The following is a 23,803-nucleotide window of genomic DNA, read 5'->3' as shown; positions in this document are numbered from 1 at the left end:
TCGCTTTTTTAGTTCTTTTTGACTGGTTACTTTTTCCTCTAACGAGTCCGCGCCGAGGCTCGACAGGGCTCGCTCGCAAGGAAGGGCTCATTCATATCAACTGGTAAGTGTCCGGAGGACGCATGGAATCCGTTTTGGAAACACCTCAAGCCGAACGCGCGGACCGCAAGCCGCGGGTCGGGCTCGCCTGGCAAATCCTGATCGGCCTCGTCGTCGGTATTGCCGTGGGCCTGGTGCTCAACCGTTTTCCGGAGTTTCGCGAAACCGCAATCAACTCATTTCTTCAGCCTGCAGGCGACATCTTCATCCGCCTGATCAAAATGGTCGTGGTGCCGATCGTCTTCACCAGCATGGTCATGGGCATCGCGGGCGTGGGCGACGGTCGTTCGCTCGGGCGCATCGGCCTGAAGACACTGATCTACTTCGAAGTGGTCACAACGATCGCCATCGTGCTGGGCCTCGTGCTCGGCAACGTCCTGCATCCGGGGCTCGGCACTGATCTGTCGCAACTCGGTCACACGGATATTTCGCGCTATCAGCAAACCTCGCAGCAGACGCAGGGACATCATGGCTTCATGGCGCTGTTGCTCGGCATCATTCCGGACAACGTCATCATGGCGATGGGACGTGGCGACCTGTTGCCGGTGATCTTCTTCTCCGTGCTCTTCGGACTCGGTCTGCAGTCCGTTCCCGCTGAATATCGAAAGCCCGTGCTCGCGACATTCAAGGGCATCAGCGACGCGATGTTCAAGGTTACCGGCATGGTCATGCGCTATGCACCCTTCGGCGTGTGTGCATTGATCGCCGTGACCGTCGCGAGCTTCGGTTTCGGTTCGCTGCTTCCGCTAATCAAGCTCGTCGCGGTAACGTATCTCGCGATCATCCTGTTTGCGGTGTTCGTGCTCGGCGTGACGGCGCGGCTCTTCGGTTTCAACATCTTCACGCTGTTCCGGGTCATCAAGGATGAGCTCATCATCGCGTTCTCGACTTGCAGTTCGGCCACGGTGCTGCCGCAACTGATGAAGAAGATGGAGGACTTCGGCGTGCCGAAGAGCATCACGACCTTCGTGGTGCCAACCGGCTACACGTTCAATCTCGACGGTGCTTCGATCTACCTCGGCATCGGCACGCTGTTCGTCGCGCAACTCTATGGCGTGCATCTCGGCTTGCAAGAGCAGATCGTGCTCGTACTGACGATGGTCGTCACGTCGAAGGGTGCGGCGGGCGTGCCCGGCTTCATGTTCGTCATCCTGCTGACGACGCTCGCGAGCGCGGGTCTGCCGCTCGAAGGGCTTGCGTTCATCGCGGGCGTCGATCGCATCATGGACATGGGACGCACTGCGCTGAACGTGGTCGGCAATGCGCTTGCACCGCTCGTCATCGCCAAATGGGAAGGCCAGTACGACGCGGAGAAGGGCAAGGCTTATGTCGCATCGCTGGACGCGTGAGCATCGGTGAACGCGGATATGAAAATCATGGAACGAGGAGCAAGTGAGATGAGCAGTAGCCAGGGACAGTTGTTTTCGCCGTCGCTCATGGAGCAGATCAAGAGCCGTTTTCATTACGTCGATCACGATGTCGACGGGCGTGCGCGCCTCTTCTTCGACAACGCGGGGGGATCGTTCAGGCTGAAGACTGCATTGGAAGCCTTCGCCCGCATCGATGCGTTGCCCGATTGTCCCGAGCGCATCCACGAACGCGCGCTTTATTTGCAGGACATTCAGACGCGCGGCGAGGAAGATATTCGCCGCATCCTCAATGCACGGGATGGCAGTGTGTATCTCTCGCTGACGGCATCGGCGGCGATGTTCGAGATGGTGCGCGCGGTGATGGAAAACGTGCCGGGCACGAACGCCGTGACGACGATTCTCGAACATCCGTCGTCCTTCGATGCAATGAAGCTGTACTGCGAACGCACTGGCAAGGTGTTGCGCGTTGCGCCGAGCAACGCAGAAACGGGCGGCGTCGATATCGACGCGATCGTCTCGCTGATCGACGATGACACGGCGCTGCTGAGCGTGATGTATGCCTCGAATATTTCGGGCGCGAAGCTCGATATTGCAACCATTGTCGAGCGAGCACGTGCGCGCAAGCCCGATCTCTTCATCATCATCGATGCGGTCCAGCACGCGCCGCACGCGGTCATTGACTTGCAGAAGACGCCTGTCGACGGCATCAACTTCGCGCCTTACAAGTTTTTTGGTTGCAGAGGAGCGGGCGTCGCGTGGCTTTCGGAAAGACTTGCGGAGTTGCCGCATCATCGGCTCGATGCGAAGGAGAAGGGCGTCTGGGAACTGGGCAGTCCCGCGCCCGCGCAGTTCGCCGTAGTGAGCGCGATAGTGGATTACGTCGCGTGGATCGGCGCACAATTCAGCGACGCAGAAGACCGGCGCGAACTGTTCGTGCAGGGCATGCAGCGTATCGAGGAGCACGAGCGCGCGCTGCTCTCACTGATGCTCGATGGCGTCGAGGGGCAGCGCGGCCTGCGAGCCATCGAGGGCGTGCGCGTGTTCTGGGATCACGAAGAACTGACGCGCCGCGACCTGATCGCGGGTATAGGGTTCGACGATTTGGACCCGACGGCCGCAGTACGTGCCTACGAAGAGCGTGGGGTGATCGTGTATGAGCGCGTCGCCACGAGCCTCTACTCTGGCCGCATGCTGAAATCGTTCAATCTCGATGGTGCCGTGCGCATCTCTCCATTGCATTGTCACGCACCGAGCGACGTGGCGAGATTCCTTGCAGTGACCGAGGAGGTTGCGCTGGCGAATCGGGGCGAGTGAGAGAGTGACGCATCGAGACGTATCCTGAACGCTCGGTGCGTCCCAAAGCCGAGGCTGCGAGCATCTAGGTCTCGCACTTTGGCCGCTTCGCTTGCACGCTCAAGCCATAGAAATTTAAAGCGGGAACAGACTTCTCGACAAAGTCGAAAAAATGTGGGATGCGGCGTGCCCGAGGTAATGTCAATTGTTGCCGTTGTTTTCAAGCCTCGCCAGCATATCAGTTACGGCTGAGAACTGATGGTGAAGAAGATGGCGATCTCGCAGCATATTCTCCAGCCGATGACGCCAGTAAGCGGGAGGAAAAATGGAGTTCGGCTCGTGAGAGACCGTAGCAATCGCGAGTCTGATGTGGGCAATGTCAGCGTCGATCATACGAAGCTCGAACGCGCCAACAGCGTTGTAGCAAGTGTCCATTAGTGGATATCGGCAACACTTTTGGGTTGCTGAAGTGAAGAAATCGAGAACTATCGTTTTTTCTGAAAGCACGCCAAAAGTACCCACTTGTTCAATCAGGGTGAGCCTTCGCCGGGATGCCAGTGTCCTCGACGGACGTCGAGTCAATGGGCGCTCGATGATATTCAGTAGTTCCTGAGTTCGCCACAGCGCTTCAATGCGGCGCCCCGGTGGCAAGCACTCGTCAAAGAACATATCGCTTTGGCTGAGAGACAAGCGCATCGAATGCTTAGCCAGACGAAACGACCGTTCGTCTTGTCCGCATTCCTGTCATCGGAACGTAAGTCTGATGGACAACAAGTGCATCCCTCTCAGGATTTGTCGTGGACTGCCGTTATGAATAGCAGGCGCTCTGTTCCCCGCAAACCCAATCGCGAGGCATTTGGAACATGCTGATGCCGACCGGGTAACGCGGGTCTCATGGTCTCGCGATCTGAATCCAACGACGCGGGCGAGAACGATGAGCGTGACAAACAGGTTGGCTTTTGCGCCGCGCTTGCTGCGGTCGCCGGCTCAGGAGCCGCCCGGCGTCGGCGTCGAACACGAGCCGCCACGCCAGCCCACAGACTGGCGAACGTGGGCGGCAGGCTGCGCCTGGTGCATGGCGTTCGCGGTCGTCGCCGTTCTGGCAATGGTGCGCATCGATCTTCAGGCGCAGTTTTGCCTCGCGTTCATGACGCTCGCCGTGATGATCGTGTTACGCCGTTCCGGTCTGATCGAGCGCACGCGACTGTTCTTCCTCCTATGCTCGGCATTCCTGTCGATCCGATACGTTTGCTGGCGCACCACTTCGACGCTCGGCTACAACGGTTTTGCCGACTTCATCCTGATGATGATGATGTACGGCGCCGAGTTGTACGGCATCGTGCTGACGCTCGGTGGCCTGTTCGTCAACAGCCGGCCGCTCAAGCGCGAGGGCGTGCCCTTGATCCGCACGGCCGGCCCGCTGCCGACCGTCGATGTCTACGTTCCGTCGTACAACGAGCCGGCGGAGATGCTGGAAATCACGCTGCGCGCCGCGCTTGACATGCGCTACGACCGCGATCGCGTGAATGTCTATCTGCTCGACGACGGCGGTACCGAACAGAAGCGCACGCAGGCCGATCCCGTGAAAGCCGCCGCCGCGCAGGAACGCGCACTGACACTGTCGCTGCTGGCCGCGCGGCACGGTGCACACTATCTGAGCCGAGAGCGCAACGAGCACGCTAAAGCAGGCAACATCAACGCGGCGCTCGAGAAAACCAGTGGCGAGCTGATCGTGATCTTCGACGCGGATCACGTGCCGACGGCTGACTTCCTCGAAAAGACGATCGGTTATTTTCAACGCGACAGCGAGCTATTCCTGTTGCAGACGCCGCACTTCTTCAGCAATCCGGACCCGCTCGAAAAGAACCTCGGCATGTTCGGCAAGATGCCGCCCGAGAACGAGATGTTCTATTCGGTGATCCAGCGCGGCCTCGATTTCTGGAACGCGTCGTTCTTCTGTGGCTCGGCGGCGGTGCTGCGCCGCAAGTGTCTGATGGAAATCGGCGGTATTACCGGCACATCGATCACCGAAGACGCCGAAACCGCGCTGATGCTTCACGCACGAGGCTATCGCAGCGCTTATCTGAACGAGCCATTGATCGCCGGTTTGCAACCCGAGACGTTCGCGAGTTTCGTCGTGCAGCGCGTGCGCTGGGCGCAGGGGATGATCCAGCTTCTGATGTTCCGCAATCCGCTGCGTATGAAGGGGCTGAAACTCGCGCAGCGCCTCTGCTATTTCTCGAACGCGTTCTTCTGGTTCTTCTGCTACGCGCGCGTCGTGTTCCTGCTCGCGCCCGCACTGTATCTGCTGTTCGGTCTGCAGTTCTATAACGCGACCTTGCCAGAGTTCTTCGCGTATGGCCTGCCGCAAATGGTTGGCGTGATCCTCACGACGGATTACCTGTTCGGCAAGTACCGCTGGACGCTAATTTCAGAAGTCTACGAAATGCTGCTCTCGATGTTCTCGTTGCGAGGCGTCGTCGCGGTGCTGCTCAATCCGCGCGCGCCGACATTCAATGTGACGCCCAAAGGCGAGCAAAGCGACGCGGACCAGATTTCGGAGCTCGCCGGGCCGTTCTACGCGGTGTATCTCGGCGTGCTGATCTCGGCGATCGTCGGCGTGTGGCGCTTGATCGATGGCGACATGCAGCGCGGCGTGATCGCGTCGTCGGTGGCGTGGAGCGTGCTGAACCTGGTGCTTCTCAATGCGTGCATCGGTGTGCTGTACGAACGCCGGCAGCGCCGCGTCGCGCCGCGCGTGCCTGCGGACATTGCCGGCACGCTGCTGCTATCGAACGTCGCTGATGCGGAAGCGGATACGCCGGCCCGCGCATTTTCGCCTGCGTTCGACTGCCGTATCGTCGATCTGTCGGCGGGCGGCGCGAAGCTGATCGTGCCGCTCGGTGCGCAGTCGTCGATTCCTCGTGGCTGGACCGCCACGCTCGATGCGTACAACGCGGCGCGTGGCTGCCACTGCCAATTGCCGGTGGTCGTGCGCGGGGTGTTCGAACCCGGCGACGGCACGTGCGCGGTCGGCGTCGAATTCTCCGATCGCAGTGTCGAGGGACTGAGCGATCGCGTGTCGCTCGTCTATGGCGACAGCGGCCGTTGGCGCAGCTTCCGCGATCAGCGCAACAAGCGCATCGGTATCCGGCGCGGATTAGGCCTCGTCGTGCGGCTCGGCACCGTGCACGCGCTCGCGCACTACCGGACCTTTTTCACCGCGCTGCTGCGATATGTCCTGAATCGGCTGGCGAGTCGACGACACGCGCTGCGCCGCGTCGTGACATCTGCAAAGTCTTGATTGGATGCTCTCCATGTCTGTCATAAGAAAAACCATGATTGCCGGCTGGACGGCCTGCGCGATTTTCAGCACGATGTCAGAGGCTGCGACGTATGCCCCGAAAAGCGCGTCCGCACCGGCGGCGGCTTCTGCGGTGAATCCCGGTGCGACGGCGGCAACCGCTGTATCGCTCGCGACTTACGCGAATCTGTCCGGGCCGATGCGCATTGCAGGCGCGTCCGCGTCGCGTTCGATCAGCGTGCCGGTATCCGCGCGCGAAGCGGTGCGCGGCGCGACGCTGCATCTGGTCGCGTCGAACTCGGTATCGCTTTTGGGAGAGCGCTCGCAGCTCGTCGTGCGCGTCAATGACCGCGCGATTGCGCAATTCCAGTTGTCGCCGCGTCAGCCGGAACTGACCGCCGACATCCGCGTGCCCGCCGAACTGCTGCGCGCCGGCTACAACACCCTGAGCTTTCAGGTCGCGCAGCATTCGACCGAGAACTGTGAAGAGCCGAATTCACCGGAATTGTGGACTGAAGTCGACACGAGCACATCGACGCTTGCGATCCAGACCGAATTGAGCCCACTGACAGGTACGCCGCCGCTGCTCGCCAGACTCGACGAACTCATCGATCCGAAGCAGAACGCGCCGCGCGCCATTGCGATCGTCCACGCCGCGCATCCGGTAACCGATACGCAACTCGCGAGCGGTGGCCTGCTCGCACAAGGCGTCGCGTTGCGGCTGCGATACAAGAGCGCCGATCTGCGCGTGCAGGACGCGCAAACGGGCGAGGGCGGCGGCATGCTGCCCGGCCTCGATCTCACATCGCTCGCGGACGCCGATGTGCTCCTGATCGGCAAGCGCGACACGCTCGCGTCATACCTCGACGCGCGCACGCTCGAGCGCATCGGCGGCGCGTTTCTCGGCGTCTATCCGAAACCCGGCGATCCGCGTCATTTCGTGCTGGTCGTCGCGGGCCGCACCGATGACGAAGTCAATCTCGCCGCGCGCGTGTTCTCGCATGCGGAAGTGCCGCTGCCGCGCCGCAACGAGATGAACGCAGACGCGCTCGCCGAAGCACGCATCGGCGACGCGACCGGCCGCGACGTGCTGTCGGGCACGAAGCCGTATCGGCTGCGCGATCTCGGCTTTCGCAGCACGACGCTCGGCGTAGGCGCGAGCGCGGACGTGAAGCTGACGCTGCCCGCCGACGTCTACGCGCCTGAAAACGCGCAGGCCGTCCTGACGCTGAACTTCGCGGAAGGCGCGAAGATGCGTGCGGACTCGGTGCTGAATCTGTATCTGAACGATCGCTTCGTGCAGGCCGTCGCGCTGGATCAGCAGCAGGGCGCGGTGGTCAATCGCTATCGCGTGTCGGTGCCTTTGCGGCGCTTTCTGCCGGGCGCGAACGTGCTTTCGCTGCGTCCGGTGCTGGTGCCGCTCGTCACCGATCGATGCGAACTGCGCCAGTCGGGCAATCTGCAGTTGTCCGTGTTCGACGATTCGACCATCGAGTTGCCGCCAGTGCTGCACTTCACGAATCTGCCGGACCTGCGCCGCTTTGCCGAAAGCGGCTTTCCGTACACGCGACGCGCTGATGGCGCCGATCTCGCGATCCAGCTCAACGCCCGGGACAACGACACGCTCAACGCCGCGTGGTCGCTTCTCGGCAAGCTCGCGCAGAAGCAGGGCAGGCCGCTGACGAGCACACAGATCACCGCGGGTGTGCCGGGCGTCGGACGGCAGACGATCATCGTCGCAGCGGGCACGGACTTGCCGCGCGCGGCGCTCGAAGGCGCACCGTGGGCGCCAGGCAAGTCGATGCGGCTCGCGGCCGGCGTGCGCGCGGAGGGCGAATCCGAGACTCCAGCGAACCTGTGGGAGAGCGTGAAGAGCGTCTTCGGCAAGCCGGCATACGCGGCGAACGGTTCGCCCGACACGGTGATCGAGGGCGACATGAAGCTGTCGCGTCAGTTGCTCGTCATGCAGTACCGCAACGCCGCCAGCGCGACGGCCACGCTGATGACCGCAGAGACGCCCTCCGAGTTGCTGCGCGGCATGCAGCAACTGGTCGCGCCGCAGAACTGGGAATCGCTCGACGGCGACGTGAGCGTGGTCAGCCTCGACAGTGAAGCGCTTTGGACGACACGTGTCGGCCAACGCTATGAAGTCGGGGAAATCGGCGCGTTCGATCACATCGGCTATGAGGTGTCCGCGCATCCGTGGATCGCCTATGGCGTGCTGGCTGCATGTCTGACCGTGCTCGCGGCGCTCACGGCCGTACTGCTGCGCCGCTATCACCGCAAGCACCATGGCGACTCGTCGAGCTGACCGGCGCGAAGCGCGCGGCGGCGGCGGACGGCTCGCGACGGCATTGCTGTGCGCGGCCGCGTTGCCGTCGCATGTCGACGCGGCTGTCACACAGGGCAACGTGGTGTCGGCCGAACGCGGCGCGGCGCAGGGCGTCGTGCAACAAGGTACGGGCGCGACGAACGCGATTCGAGGCGTCCAGCAGCGCGTGCAGACGAACGTGCTGACGCCCGAGATGCCGCGCGCGCCATCCGACGATACGGTCGGGACAGCCGCTTCCGGCGGGTGCGCGCCCGCTGCCAAAGCGCCCGCAACGCCGGACGAACGTCCTCTTTGGAATCTGTTGCACGCAAAGCGCCTCGTCGATTTCGACGCGATGCTCGCGCGTGTCGAGCGGCGCTTTCCGACCTGGACGCCTCCGGCGAGCCTCGTCGCGGAGCGCACTCGTCAAGAGCGCGACATGCAGATCCGGCGTGCGCTCGCCGGCGATGTCGGGCTGCTTCGCGCGCAGATCGCAGCAGACCCGGACGCGTTCGGCTGCGCGCATATCGATCGCACATGGAGTGCGGCGGATCTGCTCGACGCAGCGGGCGACTCCGATGCGGTCTATGCCCTCTATCGTCCGATCGTCGCCGCATGTGAGCCCGACGTGAATCGCGTGGTGACCTTGCAGCGCGCGGCGAAGCAGTTGCCGCCTGCGCAGGCCGATGTGCTGATCGATGTCGAATGGAGGCAGGGCAGGCGCGGCGAAGCGGCCGCACGTGATTTTGCGCGCTTGCGCAATGCACGTGTGCTCGATGCGTCGACGAACTGGGCGACCGATGAAACGAGCACGAGGCGCACGCTCGCAGAACTCGCGCCATCGATTCGCGATTCACGTGATGGCGCTTCGGCGATACGCGCGGCGTGGCTCGAATTCGCGCTGCATGACTACTCAGCCGCCGCGCAATGGTTCGAGCTCGCGATCGTGTACGGCGAAGGGACGTCGGACGATGCGACGCTAGGTCTCGCCCAGGTGCGCGTCGCGCAAGGCGATCTCGATGCGGCCGAGGGCCTGCTTGCGCGCCCATCGATTGCCGATGACTCGCGCACGCGTGCGTTGCGCGGTGAAATCGCGATGTCGCGCGCAAGTGAAGCCTATCGGCAGGGCAGCTATCGCGACAGTCTGGCGGCGCTCGACGGCGCGCGCGACGCGGGTGTGTCCGATGAGCGAGTCGAACCGCTGCGCGGCTGGAACCTCTTCGCGCTCGGCGATTACGAGCAGGCAGAACGCGTGTTCGACGCGCACTATCAACAGCATCACGACGACGACAGCGCCGAGGGCATCGCGTTGAGCGTGAAGGCCCAGGGACGTCATCGTCCTTCATCGCCCGCCGGTCCGCTACCCGCGTACATTGCAGCAGTCGATGCGCAGAATCTCTACTACGAGAAGCAGTTCGTCGAAGCACAGCGCACGTGGCGCAACGCGGTCTCGGGCACTGCCGACGCACAGCGCATCGCGCACTACCTGCCCGCCGATCTGACCGGAATCGACGCGCCGTCGATCACCGGCGGTTCTGGCTGGGTCAATCACGCGGGCGTGAAGGGAGAAAACCGCCTGACGGTGTTTTCGCCGACGCTCGACGCCGAATGGTTCGACGCGTCGCGCGTGTACGAAATGCGCTATCGCCAACTGTTCTTGAACAATGGCATCAACACCGTCAACGCCGAGGAGTTGCAGGGCAAGCTCACGCAAACCGTGCGCCTGGACGACGGCCGCACACTCGATGTCCACGCGATTGCCGGTGTTACGCAGGGCGGGCCGTTCGGCGCTTCGATGCAGGGCGAGGCGGGCGTCGCGCAAACGACGTCGTGGGGCGCATGGTCCGCCTACGCGGCAGCGTCGCCGGTGCGCGATTCGCTGCTGTCGTGGCGCGGCGAGAGCGTCCTATACAGCGGCGTCGATCCGGCGACAGGCGCGCACGCCAGCAGAACCTTCGAATGGGGACGTGTCACGCGCGCGACGACTGGCGGCAGCGCGCGGTGGCAGATCGGCTCGCGCTGGAATGTGAGCGCAGGAGGGCACTTCGACTGGCTGACGGGCCACGAGGTCGACGGCAACGAAGGACTCGGCGTCGACTTCGCCGCGAGCTACGATCTGCGCGTGCCGGGCTTCGACTATCTGAGCATCGGGCCTGCGCTGCACTATCTCGGATACCGGCGCAACGAAAACTTCTTCGTGCCCACACAAGGCGGCTATTACAGTCCGCAGATGTCGACCAGCGCGGGGGCGGCGCTGCAATTTCTGTCGCAGGAAGGGCGTTCCTGGCAGGTGTCGGGAAACGTTGAAACCGGCTGGAATTACGCAAGGCAGTCGGCGGGGTCCTGCCCGGTGAGCCCATTTGCGCATACCGTTCCGGCCATCGATTGCAGCGGCAGTACCGATCGCGGTCCCTATGCGCACGTGCAGTTCGCGGCTGCGCTGCGGGTGGCCGCGCACTGGCAGATCGGTGCGCTCGCCGATCTCAATGTGACGCCCGGGCGCGACCGCCAAGTCGCGGCAATCGCGTATGTGCGCTATTTCCTGTCGCCGCGCAACGCGGTGTTCAGTCGTGATCTGCCGCATGGCGCACACGATTTGCACCTTGCCTTCGACGAATCGCGTTGATATGGCGGGAGTGGCAGGAGATGTGCTTGGCGGCAAGATTTCGTTCGCTAGCGATGGACCGGGCTTGCATTTCCGAGTGCAATCCACAAAACATCGCAAAGAGACGATTGGGAACAGGCGGTCTGCGTGCACCCGGACGTCTACCTGTCCGAACACCCGACCCGGGGCTCTGCTTGAGACGCTCGTTCATCAAGACATTCGCACCACCGCTGATCTGCCCGATACCTATCGACCTTGCGGGTTGCGGTCGGGGAACGGGTAGAGATTGCCGAGCTGGCCAAGACCGTCTCGAGCATCTTTGAGCCTGGACGAGTGCACGGCGACCGGTATAACCCTGCGCTTATGGACGTTTTGGATCGAGCCTAGCCTAGATGCTGCGCATGTGATGGGCGGGATGGGCGAAATGCAGTTCGAAGCTACTGCGCTGTAATTTCGACCAAACCGCCGCACGGCCGACTTCAACGAGACGGTCTGGGTCCGCCTGCCGTTGCCTTGACCGATAATGGCTTTGCGCAGGAGGGCGTTCCCGTCATCGACTGCCTGTCCATTCCGTGCCCTTCGGTCTGCGCAGAAACTCGCCGAGAAAGTCGACAAAGGTCCTGAGCTTGACCGAAAGCTGATTGCGCTCCAGATAGATCGCGTGGATATTGGCATCCGGCAATGCCCAGTCCGCGAGCAACGGCACGAGTTCGCCGCGCGCGAGATGTCCCTCGATCTCCCACTGCGATCGCACGACGATCCCGCGACCTTCGAGTGCCCAGTGAAGCACGATGCTGCCGTCGTTGCTGGACAACGCTCCATCGACCTTGACCGTTTCCATGCGCTTGCCGCGCGCGAAATGCCATGTGCCGTAGGCCGACTCGTTCTCGCGCAAAACGATGCACGCATGCCGCGTCAGATCGTGCGGCACCGAAGGCTTGCCGTGCCGCGCCACGTAGTCGGGCGACGCGCACACGAGGCGCCTGTTCTCCAGCAATAGCCGCGCGTTGATGCGCGCATCCGGCACCTCGCCGAAGCGGATGCCGATATCGAATCCCTCGTCCTGAAGACTCACCGGCCGGTCCGTCAGATGCAGCAGGATTTTCATCGCGGGATAGCGCGCGACGAATTCCGACACCGCTGGCGCGATGCGTGCACGCCCGAACCCGAACGACGCGTTCACGCGTAGCAGGCCGGTCGGCTCGCCACGGCTTTGCGTGACGAGATGCTCCAGTTCCGACAACTCGTCGAGAATGCGCGAGCCGTTCGACAGATATAGCTCGCCCTCCGGCGTGAGACTCAGACGCCGCGTCGTGCGGTTCATCAGGCGCACGCCGAGGCGCCGTTCAAGTTGCGCGAGCCGCTTGCTGACCGCGGGCGGCGTCACGCCGAGCTCGCGCGCGGCCGCGGCCAGATTCCGGTGTCGCGCCACGAGCGCGAACAGGTTGAGGTCAGAAAAGCCGTCCATCTCCATGCTCCATATGCTCTCGCTGATTCGTTCCCTGAAGTTACTTCCGGAATGCTTTTCAGGAAACCCAATCGCAGGATTCATCAATTAGACTCGAATCACGATCAGGAGACAACCATGTTCGAAGGCTTCAGGAACGTGTCGACGATTGTCGACGGCATAAGCATTCACGCGATTCAGGGCGGGCGCGGGCCCGCGCTTTTGCTATTGCACGGGCATCCGCAGACGCACGCGATATGGCACAAGGTCGCGCCAGCGCTGGCAGAACATTTCACGGTGATCGCCGCGGACTTGCGCGGCTACGGCGACAGCGGCAAGCCGGCGGGCGCCGCCGATCACGCGAACTACGCGAAGCGCCGCATGGCGCTCGATCAGATCGAACTGATGCGCGGCCTCGGCCATGAGAGCTTCGCGGTGATCGGCCACGATCGGGGCGGGCGTGTCGCGGCGCGCATGGCGCTCGATCATCCGGATGCGGTGACGCGCCTCGTGACGCTCGATGTCGCACCGACGCTCGCGATGTACGAGCAGACCTCGTTCGCCTTCGCGCGCGCCTACTGGCACTGGTTCATGCTGGTGCGCCCGGCGCCGTTTCCGGAGACGCTGATCCGCGCGAACCCCGATCTCTATCTCAAGCAGACGATCGGCGCGCGCAGTGCCGGCCTCGCGCCGTTCACGCCGGCGGCCTACGCGGAATATCTGCGTTGTCTCTCCGATCCCGATACGGCGCACGGCATCTGCGAGGACTATCGCGCGAGCGTGACCATCGACCTCGAACACGACCGCGCGACGCTCGCTTCAGAGCAGCGCATCGGCTGTCCGTTCATGGCGTTGTGGGGCGCGCAGGGCGTGATCGAACAGTGCTTCGATCCGATTGCCGAATGGCGGGCGTACGCGCCAAACGTGCAGGGCGAGGCGTTGCCTTGCGGCCACTACATTCCCGAAGAAGCGCCGGAGCGGCTGCTCGAACGCGTGATGCCTTTTCTCAGCGAGTAAGCCATGTCAGACCAGACCCTTTACCGGAAGCTCGTCATTCGCACACCGTAGCGGGTATCGACGAACACAACGTGCTTCTTTACACCGATCTGCATCTGATGAACGAATGCACCAGCCCGCAAGCGTTCAGCGCGCTCGATGCCCGCTTACGCGCGGTGCGCCGTCCGCGCCACAACTCGCGGTCGTGAGCCACATCCTTCCGACGCATGTGGAGACGCCGCGCTACGTATGACAGGCCCGACTCGCTATGACTCTGGGCCGCGTAAGCCGTTTGGAAGACAACGGCACGGCTCCTGCTCCGGTTGCTGACCACCCAAGGCAAACGGATATGAGCAAGAACAGCAAAGCGAATAAGGGGCTGCCCACGCCCGATGATCGGCAGGCCCTTCTGACAGAGCTGCGCCGCTGCAAGATGGCGCGCTCGCCGCACGCGTACGTCAGAGGCAATACCGAACGATTTTATGAGTGGGTGATCGAGGCGAACGGAGAATCGCTGCCTCACGGCCCGGCGATCTGGATTTGCGGCGACTGCCACACCGGCAATCTCGGGCCCATAGCCAATGCAAAAGGCAAAGTCGAGATCCAGATTCGCGACCTCGATCAGACGGTGATCGGCAATCCCGTGCATGACGTCGTCCGCCTGGGATTGTCGCTCGCGACGGCTGCGCGCGGGTCGTCATTGTCCGGCCTGAACGTCGTGCGAATGATCGAGGCGTTGGCTGTCGGATACGAATCCGCGTTCGCAGATGAAGTCATCGACATCAAACGTCCTGAACCCGTTCACGTAACGATGAAGGAGGCCGTGCGCCGGTCGTGGCAGCATCTCGCGCGTGAGCGCATCGACGATCTGCATCCGGCGATTCCCTTGGGAAAGCGATTCTGGCCTCTTGCCAGAGACGAGCGAAAGGCGATCGAAGCGCTTCTCGCCGACGAAGACATTGCGAGTCTGCCGACCAGCCTGAAGGGTCGCAAAGACTCGGGCGAGGTCGTCGTGCTGGATGCGGCGTATTGGGTGAAGGGTTGCAGTTCGCTCGGCCGTCTGCGCTATGCGGTCCTGCTCGATGTCGACGGTGGCGTCGTGGAAGGCGACGACCTGTGTCTGATGGACATCAAGGAAGGCGTGAAGGCCGCGGCGCCCCGTTATGACGATGTGGCGATGCCGCGCGACAACGCGTTGCGCGTCCTCGAAGGTGCCCGGAACCTCTCGCCGTATCTCGGTGAGCGAATGCGCGCAGCACGCCTATTCGATCGCGGCGTGGTTATCCGCGAGTTGTTGCCGCAGGATATGAAGCTCGAGATCGAGCAACTCGGCAAGGATGACGCGATGCACGTCGCGCACTATCTCGCGGCGGTCGTCGGTAAGGCGCATGCGCGGCAGATGGACGACGCAACGAAGCGAGAGTGGCGAGCGGACCTCGGTCGCAATCGATCAAAGACCATCGACGCGCCGCTATGGCTTTGGAACAGCATCGTCCAATTGGTGAGCAACCATGAAGCGGGGTACCTCGAACATTGTCGGCGTTACGCAACCGGAGCTTGATGACCTGATTCAACCCGGCAACTTGTTGTGGTCGCTCTCGCCTTGCGTTCCCTGCGGCGTGCCTGGTTTGGTATCGGGTTTCTGCGATGCCAGATCTTCTTACCTTTAGGCTTGCCTAGGGCGAAATCGCTTCGACGCGATCATGCTCATGCTCGATACCCTGCGCCTCAATCAGGCGATGGATGAACCTCAACTTTTTCACCGCGCCGGGCGCGAGAGTAAACGGATACGGGTCGGGCATTCCCATGCTTCGATTTAGGCTATTCATTGCATAGGTCAACATCGTCCACTGCTTCATCAGCAAGTCAAAGCTCGGTGAATGAGGCAGAACTTGTGCGGCGAATGTCGGCCCGTTCCGACTCAACTGCGCGATATTGATTCCACACGCGCGCGCGGTGCCTGTCGTATCAACGATGTGAAGGTAGTGCGCCCAGGTTTCGGCCCAGTCTTCCCAGGGATGCATCGTCGCGTAGGCGCTGACGTGGTTCGTCGCCCAGGCGGCTGTCGGGCCGTCGCGATAATGTCGCGCAAGCGCGTCGGAATAGTCTGTCCGATCGTCTCCGAACAATGAGCGGAAGGCGCCAGTCCGCCTTGCGCCGACGATAAGGCGGTCGAAATAGTAGTGACCGATCTCGTGTCTGAAATGGCCGAGCAACGTGCGGTAGGGTTCGCGCATCGCGATGCGCAAGCGCTCCCGGCGCACCTCGTCCGCCTCGGCGATGTTCATCGTGATCAAACCGCTGTGATGGCCGGTCAGTATTTTCTTGCCGCGCCGGCTCTCGAGAAACTCGAACTCGAGCCCTGTATCAGGATGCTCCTTGCGCGTGTCGACGCGTAGTCCCAGCACGGCGAGCGTGTACAACAATCGACGCTTGGCTGCTTCGAGCCTCGACCAGTAGTATCGCCTGCGAGGTGCCTTCAGATTCGGGATAACTGCGGTCAGGCGACAGGAATGACAAAACGCATCCGTCGAGTTCTCTGGGACCATCCAGTTGCAAACCTTCTCGACCGAGTAGTTGTAACACGGCTTATATCGTCCGTCGCCGCTGGCGGGTTTTGTTTCCCAGACGAAGCCCTTCAGTTTGACGAACGCGCTCATTTCGCCAGTTTCCGGGATGAAGCCGAGCATCGACCCGCAGCGTTCGCATTGAACGTTCTCGAAGAAGATGAGATGCCCGCAATCGGTACAGTGAAACGCTTTCATAAAAAGCTTTTTGAGGGCGTTCTGAGAATCGGTGTGAAAGTCATACGCACGGCTCGCAGATCACCTTGAATTCGACCAGTGCGGCATCTCCGAATGTCATGCTGATAGGCACATCCGTGGCATCGCGGCCGCGCGCCATAAGTACCCGGCCGGTGCGTGGAGCGTTGTTCCGCGGATCGAAGGTCTGCCATGTTCCGCCGAGATACGCTTCAAACCACGCGCAGAAGTCCTGGTCGGCGTAAGGCGGTGGCAGATTCACATCGCTGATATAGCCAGTGCAATATCGCGCCGGGATATTCATGGAACGGCACAGTGCGACCGCAAGTTGCGCGTAATCGCGGCAAACGCCGATTCTTTCCCGGTGGGCTTCAGAGGCTGTGCGGGTGGCCCTTGCGGTCTTGTAGTCGAACTTGATATGGGAGTGTACGTAATCGCAAATGGCGAGCACTTGGGCGCGTCCTTGCGGGAGGCCCCCGAATAGTTCCCATGCGACGCTCGAGAGCAGGTCAGTTTCGCAGTAGCGACTGCCGAGCAAGAATTGAAGACAGTCGTCTGGAAGCTCCTCGACCGGAAGCTGACCGTCTTCCACGGGGTAGGTCTCTGGCGTATCGGGCACCTCCAGCACGCCTTCCGTGGCGACCGTCAAAGCCCCCTTAGAGGGGGTCACGATGCGGGTGCACAGATTCCCGAAGCCGTCATAGTAGTGAGTGAAGGCCACCGGCGGGTCGAACGAGATGCGATCGGCGACGACGACCTTGTCCGACATGGATGGATGCGTATTGAGCAGAAGCACCGCAGGCGTAGCCTGAGTGCAGGAATAGGTCAACTGGAAACCGACACGGAGCTTCATGGAGTGAGATCCAAAAGATTAACGGGCGCCGACGGCGAACCCGAACGCTTTTACCTCCGAAGCCATCCCGTCGCTGGCGCAACCTGCCTGCATTACAGAGAGCAACACCGAGGCCTGAGATGGCCGTGGGTTTTGAAAAGACGATAACGCGAGCGTTTGCGCCAAGACCTGCGGTCATTTAGGCAATATCCACCATATAAGAGCGGGTCGGAGGTGCATACGCCTTGTCGTGCCCGGCTCGTCAGGGACTTCTTGGAGCCGCCATCGAAGCGCTGTCTGTCCTAATGCTGCATTTGGTGGTACCGATCCCTCAGAGTACCTTGCTGAGCTTCGCCATTCCGGCAAGGGTGATCGCCGCGGCCTATCGACTCAACGCCAAGAGGCCGGACGTGAGCTCCTCGATCGAGCTGGAGTTGCTCGTCACCCTTGCTCGTCCCGAGCGGCTGCGGCAAGGAGACCACCTTGTGAATGATCACGGGGCTTGAGCGCGTCGCCGAAGGACGCGCCCAAATCGGTGAGAAGGACGTGACCGAGCTGTCGGCGGCTGCTCGCACGGAGCAACCGCAGGAAGCGAGTCAGATGCGCGGCGCCCGCCTGCGAGCGAGGCATGTCCGGCGCGGGAGGCGTCGCATGCATCGCGCGCGAAACTAGGCGCACCACCGCGACCACGAACACAGGCCACGCCGATCCACTCATGCCACGCGACGTACCGGAGTTTCGTGGGCGTTACGCTGGTGCCGTCGAATCATGATCCAATCCAGATAGAAAGCCACCCACGATAAAGATCCCAATCGGCCAGTGCAGGCCGACGGCCCACGCGCCATATCGTTCGGCCGCGTGCCGGTGGAATGCTTTGCGACGCTCACGATTCGATCATTTCGATAACAGCCTTCGACAGCGCCGCGTTCGGTTCTCCGAGACGATCGACCGCATCAAAATGATGTCCGTCGGCTTGTCGGACGATCCGCACATCCAGCCCGTGGTTGTTCAACAGCGTCTGATACTCGGCCTGCAGCCGGTGGAACTCGTCGGATTCGTCGCCGCCGACCGTCAGGATGAAGGGCAACGGCCGCTTGGGAAGGTGAAGCTTCGGGCTATACGCGCGTGCCTCCGCTTCGTCCAGTCCGACGACCTTATTGAGGTAACAAAGACGAATCGGTTCGAGATCGTACAAACCGCTGATCGCGCAGGCGCCCTTTAGCACATCATGCGGCAGGCCGCGGCTGTCCCAGTCCGTCCCAGCGAGAATGGCAGTCAGATGGCCGCCCGCCGAACTCCCGGATACGAAGATCGCATTGCGATCGAAGCTCAGCTCCTCCGCGTTGCGATACAAATGCGCGATGGCCTCGATGTTGTCGGACACGATGTCCGCCATGCGCACGGAAGGCGCCAGCCGGTAGTTGAGCACGGCAACGTTGATGTCCGCATCCAGATACGGCCGGGCGACGGTGCTGAAATCCGACTTGTCGAGCGACTGCCAATATCCGCCATGAATGAAGACCAGCACGGGGCGCCCGTTCGTCCTGGCAGGAAAGAAGTCGTACGCCTGCTGCTCGTCGCTGCCATAGCGAATGTCTTCGCGGACCGTATGGTCCGCACGGAAGCGCTTGCTTTGCGTCTTCCACCTTGCGAACACTTCGAGATGGTCTGGGATGCCTGCGCGGACGTTGTATTGATTGTCGAGCGCCTCTTGATCGAATGAGCGGTAAACCGGCATGCTGTACCTCGGGAAACAGATGGGTGATTGAATGAGCGATCCTTGTGGATCGCCTATAACCGTATCGCGACCCGGTTTGGCCGGCGCGTGTGCAAGTGACAACGATCAACGAGGAAACGCCATGTTCGGAAAGAGCGAGGACCGTGAGGATTATCAGGCGATCGCGCGGCCTGTGGGAGGAATGGCTCGCGATCTGCCGGACCGGTTCTTCATCGACTACCATGCGCACGTCCGAGGTCAGCTCATTTACGCCTACGCGGGATCGATCCTCGTCACTGCCGACGGCGGCTCGTGGGTCGTGCCGCCGCAACGGGCCGTATGGGTTCCGCCGGGCGTTCGGCACTGCATGCAGGCCGTCGGGAAGATCGAAATGCGCACGCTCTACTTTGCGCCGGAACGCACGCCGCTCGACGCGTCGAACTGTTGTGTCGTATCCATTTCTCCGCTTCTGCGGGAACTGATCGCGTCCATCGTCGCGATGCCCGTCGACTACGAAGAGCAAGGACGAGACGGGCTCGTCGTTGAGTTGCTCTATCGCGAGGTCAAGCCGTTACAGGTCGAACCCTTGCACTTGCCGATGCCGGCCGACGAGCGCATCGCGCGCATATGCCGCTGGATCATCGCAAACCCGGCAGAAGAAACGTCGGTCGAGTCCTGGAGCAAAGTGGTCGGGGCAAGCGAGCGGACCATCATCCGGCTCTTTCCGGATCAGACGGGCATGACATTCACGCGCTGGCGTCAACAGGCGCGCCTGCTGGCAGCGGTCCAGATGCTGGCCGAGAATCGCTCGGTCACCGAGATCGCCTCGGTGCTCGGATATGACAGCCCGAGCGCCTTCAGCGCGATGTTCCGCAAATCACTTGGACGAAGCCCCAGCGAGTTTTTCAGGACTGTGGCGGACTGATGAATTTGGCATTTGCGCGATAGAACGCGACCTATCCGCGAGAGCATGACCGATGCGTTCTCTCCAGAATGATGTCTAGCCGCCTCGTCCTCGCGGCGTCAAGGAGAGAAGATGTCAATCTACGATCGAATCAAGGAAGCAGGTCTCAGCTTGCCCGTTCATACACCGGTCCGGGCAGCATTCAAGCCGTTCAATCGACATGGAAACTTGCTTGTGATCTCCGGGCAGTTGCCGGTTCGCGACGGCAAGGCGCAATGGACCGGCTCCGTGCCGGAAGCGGTGTCCGTCGAGGATGCGCGCAGCGCCGCGCGACTCTGCGTGCTCAACATGCTTGGATGGGCGCATCAGGCGACCGACGGCCACCTCGAGCGCATCTCGAAGGTCCTGAAAGTCGGCGGTTACGTTGTCACGTCGGCGCGCTTCGCCGATGCCCCGGCGATCATCAACGCGGCGTCGGAACTGATCAATCAGCTCTTCGGCGAGCGCGGCGAACATGCGCGCATCGCAGTCGGCGTCGCGAGCCTGCCGTTCAATGCGCCGGTCGAAGTCGAAGCGACCTTCGTCCTTGAAGACTGAGATGAGCATCACGCCTGGTTACGCGGACGTTCTCGTCGGCCTTCAGTATGGCGATGAAGGCAAGGCGAAGATCGTCGACCATCTGGCTCACGGCTACGACATCATTGCCCGGTTCAACGGCGGCGCGAACGCGGGGCATACGATCCGTACGCCGGTGGGCAGCGCGAAGCTAGCGCAAGTGCCGTCGGGCGCATTTCACCCTGACAAGCTGCTCTACATCGGCTCGGGCTGCGCGGTGAATCTCGAGAAGCTGGCCGGCGAGATCGACGCGCTGGAACGCGCCGGTCTGACGCTCGACGGACGGCTGCGCATCAGCGGCCGTTGCGTCGTCGTGCAACCCGTCCATATCCGTATGGACGTGCTTCACGGATCGGACATCGGAACGACAGGTAACGGCATCGGTCCGTGTTATGCAGATCTTGCGATCAGAATGCGCTCCGGCTGCCGTACCGTCGTGCAGCTTCGCGATTTGCACGAGAACCTCGACCTCGCGTTCGGACAGATGGCAGCGTATGACCGCCTGTCGGAAGCTCGCTCCGAAGCGCATGAGGCCGATATCGCCGCGTGCTTAGATCGACTTCGGGCGGCGTGGACGCGCATCCGGCCTTTCGTGACGATGGACGATCTATTCCGCATCGGCGCACTCGACGTTTCGCAGCTTGCCGACGCGGCGATTCGTCACGCCGTAGACGAGATTTATCTCAACAAGTGCGACAGTCTCGCTCTGTTCCCCGACAAGGCGTCGGGCGCCATTCCCGTATTCGATGAAGCGTCGCTTCGCTGGTTCCCGCCTTCGCAGGACCGTTGGATAACAGTTTGCCCCCATCGCTGCGCGGTCTGATGGCTCATATCGAGCGAAGAACCGGATGCCGGATCGCAGGCATAGGCACAGGTCCGGCGCGAGGCGACATCATCGGCTTTCAATGAACCATAAACACAATGACTCCATCCTTCCTTAACGTTCAAATGCGTCGAAGCGATCTCGCATGGACGGACTGGCCATCGATTCTCGCTTTCCTGAAAGATGAACTGATTTGCCGGGTCGCCGTAAACGACACGCCTTTTCCGTACGTGCTCGCGCAGAGCTTCACCTTCACGGGGGATACATTCCTTATCCACTGCTCCCGCTTCGGCAGCTTCGCTCAGAAGCTGCGTGAGAACCGGCACGTCACCATCGAGGTGGACAGGCCGGTCGCGCTGCTCAAGGCGCCGAAAGGACAGAATACGAGTCTCGAGTATTACAGCGTGATTGCCCGTTGCCATGCGTCCATCGATGACGACACCGAAGGCGTCATTCGCCACCAGAATCAGGCGCTGGATAAGTTTCGCCCCGAAAAGGATTATTCGCCAATCGAACAGGGCGCGGCCAATCAGATCATCGCGATTCGCTGCGCTGTAATTGAGATGACGGCAAAGAAGCGCATTCTCGCCGACGGACAATATTCTCCGCCTGGCCAGCCCCAGGCTCCGTATCTTCGCTACCCGTTCGCCGCAGGCGCGACGGTGTCCGGCCTCGCTCCCGATGCGTTCGATCCGAACCGATTCGCCAAGCGCGATCAGGGCGATGTGTAGCCGTTGCGCGGCAGCATAACTTGGCGTAAGCGCGACCATCGACGACATTTCCTAACGCGCCTGTCTTCTTTTGACGACTGATAGTGATCTTGCCGCAGGGAAGCAATTCGGCAAATCCACGTACAGGAAATCACCGAGGAGATACTCGAATGAAGATGGGCAATGTCGACGTCACATGCTTTGGCGTGGCAGACCGGCTCGAAAGACTGCCGGTTTGCGGTTACCACCGCTGGTTGTTTCTGATCATTTCGCTTGCGTTTTTCTTCGACAACGTCGACCTCGCCACCATGACGTTCGTCCTGGGTTCGATCAAGTCGGAGTTCGGGCTGTCGCCTGCGCAAGCCGGACTGCTGGGCAGTGCCGGATTTGTAGGGATGGCGTGCGGTGCCGTCTGCTCTGGAATGCTAGCCGATCGTTTCGGACGCAAGCCGGTGTTTCAGATCAGCATGATCGTGTGGGGAATAGGAAGTTTGTTGTGCTACACCGCGAGTAGCGCGACCGAACTGGGGATTTACCGCGTGCTGCTGGGTATCGGCATGGGCATGGAGTTGCCGCTTGCGCAGACGCTCCTGTCCGAGTTTATTCCGGCGAGGAGTCGCGGTAAGTACCTCGCGCTTATGGACGGAAACTGGCCGATCGCATTTGTATGCGCGGGCTTGCTGTCCTATGTCGTGCTCCAGTCGCATAACTGGAGAATGCTGTTTCTCATCGAATCGATTCCGGCCTTGTTTCTGTTCGTCATCCGCCGCGTCGTGCCCGAATCTCCGCGTTGGCTCGAATCTCAGCGACGTCATGAAGAAGCCGAGCAAATCGTTTCGAGTATCGAGCACACGGTAATGAGCAGACTGAAGATCGACGCGCTTCCGCCGGTCACGCTTTCCGTGAACGCGCGCCATCATGAAGCGCGCGGGCTGAAGGTGCTGTGGTCCGACGCCTATCGTCAGAGGACCATGATGGTCGGTGTGCTCTGGTTCTTTGCGCTGTTGGGCTTTTACGGACTGAACACGTGGCTCGGAGCCTTGCTTCAGGCATCCGGTTCCGCGGTAACGAAGTCCGTGTTGTTCACGGTGTACATCTCGTTGGGCGGGATTCCGGGTTTCCTGACCGCTGCGTGGGCCGTCGAACACTGGGGCAGAAAAGCGACGTGTGTCGCGACCTTGGTCGGCGGGGCGGTCATGACCTATGTCTTCGGTCATGCAGCGCAATGGGGTGCGTCCTCGGCGGGATTGATCCTGACGGGTGCCGGCATGCAGTTCTTCGCCTTCGGCATGTGGGCCGTGCTTTACGCCTACACCCCCGAGCTCTATCCGTCGCGTGCGAGAGCCACGGGCTGCGGGTTCGCGTCGTTCTGCGGACGGATCGGCGCATTGCTCGGGCCCACGCTCATCGGATGGATCTTGCCGGTCGTACAGCAAGGCGGGGTGTTCATTTTCGGCGCATCGTGCTTCGCCATCGCATCACTCGTCGTACTGCGATTCGGCGTCGAGACACGCGGCGAAGTGCTCGAAGCCGTTTCGGATTGACGTCTCGAAGACCTCCCGACGTTTCCATCAACAACGTTTCAAAGAAATACGCCAACCGACCCGTATGACCCAAGAGCAACGACGGAACATTGCCCGATGTCACTGGTGCCGGATGACGGCATCTCTCCGCTTTGAGACATTAGCATTGACTCGCGTCAGGTGACCGCTTTGGTTCGTGAGTGTGAGTTCGCTGATGCGGGCGGTCGCGGCCCTGCCGCGCGACGCTGCCAACATCAGTAATCTGCTTTGCTGCTGACGTTGAAAAGAACCCGCCTCAATGTCGGCAAAGGCCGACGCTCCGTGCGTCGGTCATCCGACAGGACCTGGCCGAACCCAGAACTTTTTGCAGCCGGACATGCTCTTCCAGAGCGCCAGATAAAAGAACTGCCCTTCGAGAACTTCCTCTGACGCTGATTGCAGTGTCGTGACAGCTCGCCGACAATGATGCAAGCGTGCTATCACGCAAATGTC

At 61.6% G+C, this 23,803-nt stretch carries 17 protein-coding genes and 2 pseudogenes; 14 read left to right on the top strand and 5 right to left on the bottom strand.

What is annotated here, in order from left to right; genetic code table 11:
• The first annotated feature begins 122 nt into the window (after positions 1–122).
• Both gltP and NK8_RS28865 read left to right on the top strand, forming a co-directional pair.
• The gene (gene gltP / locus NK8_RS28870) at positions 123–1,448 is read left to right on the top strand and encodes a glutamate/aspartate:proton symporter GltP (RefSeq protein WP_213233156.1); all 1,326 of its coding nucleotides are present in this window, start codon (positions 123–125) and stop codon (positions 1,446–1,448) included.
• Positions 1,449–1,496: 48 nt separating this feature from the next.
• Complete coding sequence (locus NK8_RS28865) at positions 1,497–2,783, top strand: aminotransferase class V-fold PLP-dependent enzyme (protein ID WP_213233155.1); 1,287 nt, start codon at positions 1,497–1,499, stop codon at positions 2,781–2,783.
• A gap of 180 nt (positions 2,784–2,963) precedes the next feature.
• Here NK8_RS28865 and NK8_RS28860 read toward each other — a convergent pair whose 3' ends face one another.
• Positions 2,964–3,458: a hypothetical protein gene (locus NK8_RS28860; RefSeq protein WP_213233154.1), complete on the bottom strand. Its 495-nt coding sequence runs from the start codon at positions 3,456–3,458 to the stop codon at positions 2,964–2,966.
• Positions 3,459–3,696: 238 nt separating this feature from the next.
• Between NK8_RS28860 and bcsA the strand changes: the two genes are divergently transcribed.
• Genes bcsA through NK8_RS28845 form a run of 3 tightly spaced genes read left to right on the top strand, consistent with a single transcriptional unit; the run spans position 3,697 to position 11,003 of the window.
• Positions 3,697–6,066 (top strand): UDP-forming cellulose synthase catalytic subunit, encoded by a 2,370-nt coding sequence (gene bcsA, locus NK8_RS28855; RefSeq protein WP_213233153.1) that lies wholly within the window; start codon positions 3,697–3,699, stop codon positions 6,064–6,066.
• 13 nt (positions 6,067–6,079) lie between these two features.
• Positions 6,080–8,377 carry a cellulose biosynthesis cyclic di-GMP-binding regulatory protein BcsB gene (locus NK8_RS28850; RefSeq protein WP_213233152.1) on the top strand — a complete coding sequence of 766 codons (2,298 nt, stop codon included), beginning with the start codon at positions 6,080–6,082 and terminating at the stop codon, positions 8,375–8,377.
• Complete coding sequence (locus NK8_RS28845) at positions 8,358–11,003, top strand: cellulose synthase subunit BcsC-related outer membrane protein (protein ID WP_213233151.1); 2,646 nt, start codon at positions 8,358–8,360, stop codon at positions 11,001–11,003. Before NK8_RS28850 ends, NK8_RS28845 begins: the two co-directional genes overlap by 20 nt.
• 529 nt (positions 11,004–11,532) lie before the next feature.
• Here NK8_RS28845 and NK8_RS28840 read toward each other — a convergent pair.
• Positions 11,533–12,450 (bottom strand): LysR family transcriptional regulator, encoded by a 918-nt coding sequence (locus tag NK8_RS28840; protein ID WP_213233150.1) that lies wholly within the window; start codon positions 12,448–12,450, stop codon positions 11,533–11,535.
• Positions 12,451–12,567: 117 nt separating this feature from the next.
• On the opposite strand from NK8_RS28840, the gene NK8_RS28835 reads away from it, so the two are divergent.
• From NK8_RS28835 to NK8_RS28830, 3 genes and pseudogenes are all read left to right on the top strand, one after another.
• Entirely contained in the window at positions 12,568–13,446 is an 879-nt protein-coding gene (locus tag NK8_RS28835) for an alpha/beta fold hydrolase (RefSeq protein WP_213233149.1), read from the top strand.
• Between the two features lie 3 nt (positions 13,447–13,449).
• A pseudogene (locus tag NK8_RS42960) lies at positions 13,450–13,675 on the top strand (aconitase family protein); the annotation flags it as partial.
• 99 nt (positions 13,676–13,774) lie between these two features.
• On the top strand, positions 13,775–14,986 hold the full coding sequence (locus NK8_RS28830) for a DUF2252 family protein (protein ID WP_213233148.1): 1,212 nt from the start codon (positions 13,775–13,777) through the stop codon (positions 14,984–14,986).
• 115 nt (positions 14,987–15,101) lie between these two features.
• On the opposite strand, the gene NK8_RS28825 is transcribed toward NK8_RS28830, so the two are convergent.
• Positions 15,102–16,190, bottom strand: a complete 1,089-nt coding sequence (locus NK8_RS28825; protein ID WP_162069097.1) for a putative zinc-binding metallopeptidase — start codon at positions 16,188–16,190, stop codon at positions 15,102–15,104.
• A gap of 40 nt (positions 16,191–16,230) precedes the next feature.
• Positions 16,231–17,040: a transglutaminase family protein gene (locus NK8_RS28820; RefSeq protein ID WP_162069098.1), complete on the bottom strand. Its 810-nt coding sequence runs from the start codon at positions 17,038–17,040 to the stop codon at positions 16,231–16,233.
• Positions 17,041–17,466: 426 nt separating this feature from the next.
• On the opposite strand from NK8_RS28820, the pseudogene NK8_RS43740 reads away from it, so the two are divergent.
• Positions 17,467–17,577: pseudogene (locus NK8_RS43740) on the top strand (ABC transporter ATP-binding protein); the annotation flags it as partial.
• Between the two features lie 325 nt (positions 17,578–17,902).
• Here the strand turns inward: NK8_RS43740 and NK8_RS28810 are convergent.
• A complete protein-coding gene (locus tag NK8_RS28810) occupies positions 17,903–18,757 on the bottom strand; it encodes an alpha/beta hydrolase (protein ID WP_213233146.1) in 855 nt (284 codons plus the stop codon).
• A 121-nt stretch (positions 18,758–18,878) separates the two neighbouring features.
• Here NK8_RS28810 and NK8_RS28805 point away from each other — a divergent pair, with 121 nt between their 5' ends.
• From NK8_RS28805 to NK8_RS28785, 5 genes are all read left to right on the top strand, one after another.
• Positions 18,879–19,661, top strand: coding sequence for a helix-turn-helix domain-containing protein (locus tag NK8_RS28805; protein WP_213233145.1), 783 nt, complete (start codon positions 18,879–18,881; stop codon positions 19,659–19,661).
• Between the two features lie 111 nt (positions 19,662–19,772).
• Positions 19,773–20,237, top strand: a complete 465-nt coding sequence (locus tag NK8_RS28800; protein WP_213233144.1) for a RidA family protein — start codon at positions 19,773–19,775, stop codon at positions 20,235–20,237.
• A gap of 1 nt (position 20,238) precedes the next feature.
• Positions 20,239–21,078, top strand: coding sequence for an adenylosuccinate synthetase (locus NK8_RS28795; protein WP_225936504.1), 840 nt, complete (start codon positions 20,239–20,241; stop codon positions 21,076–21,078).
• A gap of 98 nt (positions 21,079–21,176) precedes the next feature.
• Entirely contained in the window at positions 21,177–21,809 is a 633-nt protein-coding gene (locus NK8_RS28790; protein ID WP_213233143.1) for a pyridoxamine 5'-phosphate oxidase family protein, read from the top strand.
• A gap of 149 nt (positions 21,810–21,958) precedes the next feature.
• A complete protein-coding gene (locus NK8_RS28785) occupies positions 21,959–23,332 on the top strand; it encodes an MFS transporter (RefSeq protein ID WP_213233142.1) in 1,374 nt (457 codons plus the stop codon).
• Positions 23,333–23,803 lie beyond the last annotated feature (471 nt).

The sequence above is a fragment of the Caballeronia sp. NK8 genome (assembly GCF_018408855.1).
In the GTDB taxonomy this organism is placed as follows: Bacteria; Pseudomonadota; Gammaproteobacteria; order Burkholderiales; family Burkholderiaceae; genus Caballeronia.
The sequence above is the reverse complement of the archived record's forward strand: the minus strand, read 5'-3'. Positions and strand labels throughout refer to the sequence as shown.

What these genes read in the sequence shown, in the direction of transcription:
- gltP (WP_213233156.1), top strand. Translation starts at nt 123, where the DNA reads ATGGAATCCGTTTTGGAAACACCTCAAGCCGAACGCGCGGACCGCAAG.
- NK8_RS28865 (WP_213233155.1), top strand. Translation starts at nt 1,497, where the DNA reads ATGAGCAGTAGCCAGGGACAGTTGTTTTCGCCGTCGCTCATGGAGCAG.
- NK8_RS28860 (WP_213233154.1), bottom strand. Translation starts at nt 3,458, where the DNA reads ATGCGCTTGTCTCTCAGCCAAAGCGATATGTTCTTTGACGAGTGCTTG.
- bcsA (WP_213233153.1), top strand. Translation starts at nt 3,697, where the DNA reads ATGAGCGTGACAAACAGGTTGGCTTTTGCGCCGCGCTTGCTGCGGTCG.
- NK8_RS28850 (WP_213233152.1), top strand. Translation starts at nt 6,080, where the DNA reads ATGTCTGTCATAAGAAAAACCATGATTGCCGGCTGGACGGCCTGCGCG.
- NK8_RS28845 (WP_213233151.1), top strand. Translation starts at nt 8,358, where the DNA reads ATGGCGACTCGTCGAGCTGACCGGCGCGAAGCGCGCGGCGGCGGCGGA.
- NK8_RS28840 (WP_213233150.1), bottom strand. Translation starts at nt 12,450, where the DNA reads ATGGACGGCTTTTCTGACCTCAACCTGTTCGCGCTCGTGGCGCGACAC.
- NK8_RS28835 (WP_213233149.1), top strand. Translation starts at nt 12,568, where the DNA reads ATGTTCGAAGGCTTCAGGAACGTGTCGACGATTGTCGACGGCATAAGC.
- NK8_RS28830 (WP_213233148.1), top strand. Translation starts at nt 13,775, where the DNA reads ATGAGCAAGAACAGCAAAGCGAATAAGGGGCTGCCCACGCCCGATGAT.
- NK8_RS28825 (WP_162069097.1), bottom strand. Translation starts at nt 16,190, where the DNA reads ATGAAAGCGTTTCACTGTACCGATTGCGGGCATCTCATCTTCTTCGAG.
- NK8_RS28820 (WP_162069098.1), bottom strand. Translation starts at nt 17,040, where the DNA reads ATGAAGCTCCGTGTCGGTTTCCAGTTGACCTATTCCTGCACTCAGGCT.
- NK8_RS28810 (WP_213233146.1), bottom strand. Translation starts at nt 18,757, where the DNA reads ATGCCGGTTTACCGCTCATTCGATCAAGAGGCGCTCGACAATCAATAC.
- NK8_RS28805 (WP_213233145.1), top strand. Translation starts at nt 18,879, where the DNA reads ATGTTCGGAAAGAGCGAGGACCGTGAGGATTATCAGGCGATCGCGCGG.
- NK8_RS28800 (WP_213233144.1), top strand. Translation starts at nt 19,773, where the DNA reads ATGTCAATCTACGATCGAATCAAGGAAGCAGGTCTCAGCTTGCCCGTT.
- NK8_RS28795 (WP_225936504.1), top strand. Translation starts at nt 20,239, where the DNA reads ATGAGCATCACGCCTGGTTACGCGGACGTTCTCGTCGGCCTTCAGTAT.
- NK8_RS28790 (WP_213233143.1), top strand. Translation starts at nt 21,177, where the DNA reads ATGACTCCATCCTTCCTTAACGTTCAAATGCGTCGAAGCGATCTCGCA.
- NK8_RS28785 (WP_213233142.1), top strand. Translation starts at nt 21,959, where the DNA reads ATGAAGATGGGCAATGTCGACGTCACATGCTTTGGCGTGGCAGACCGG.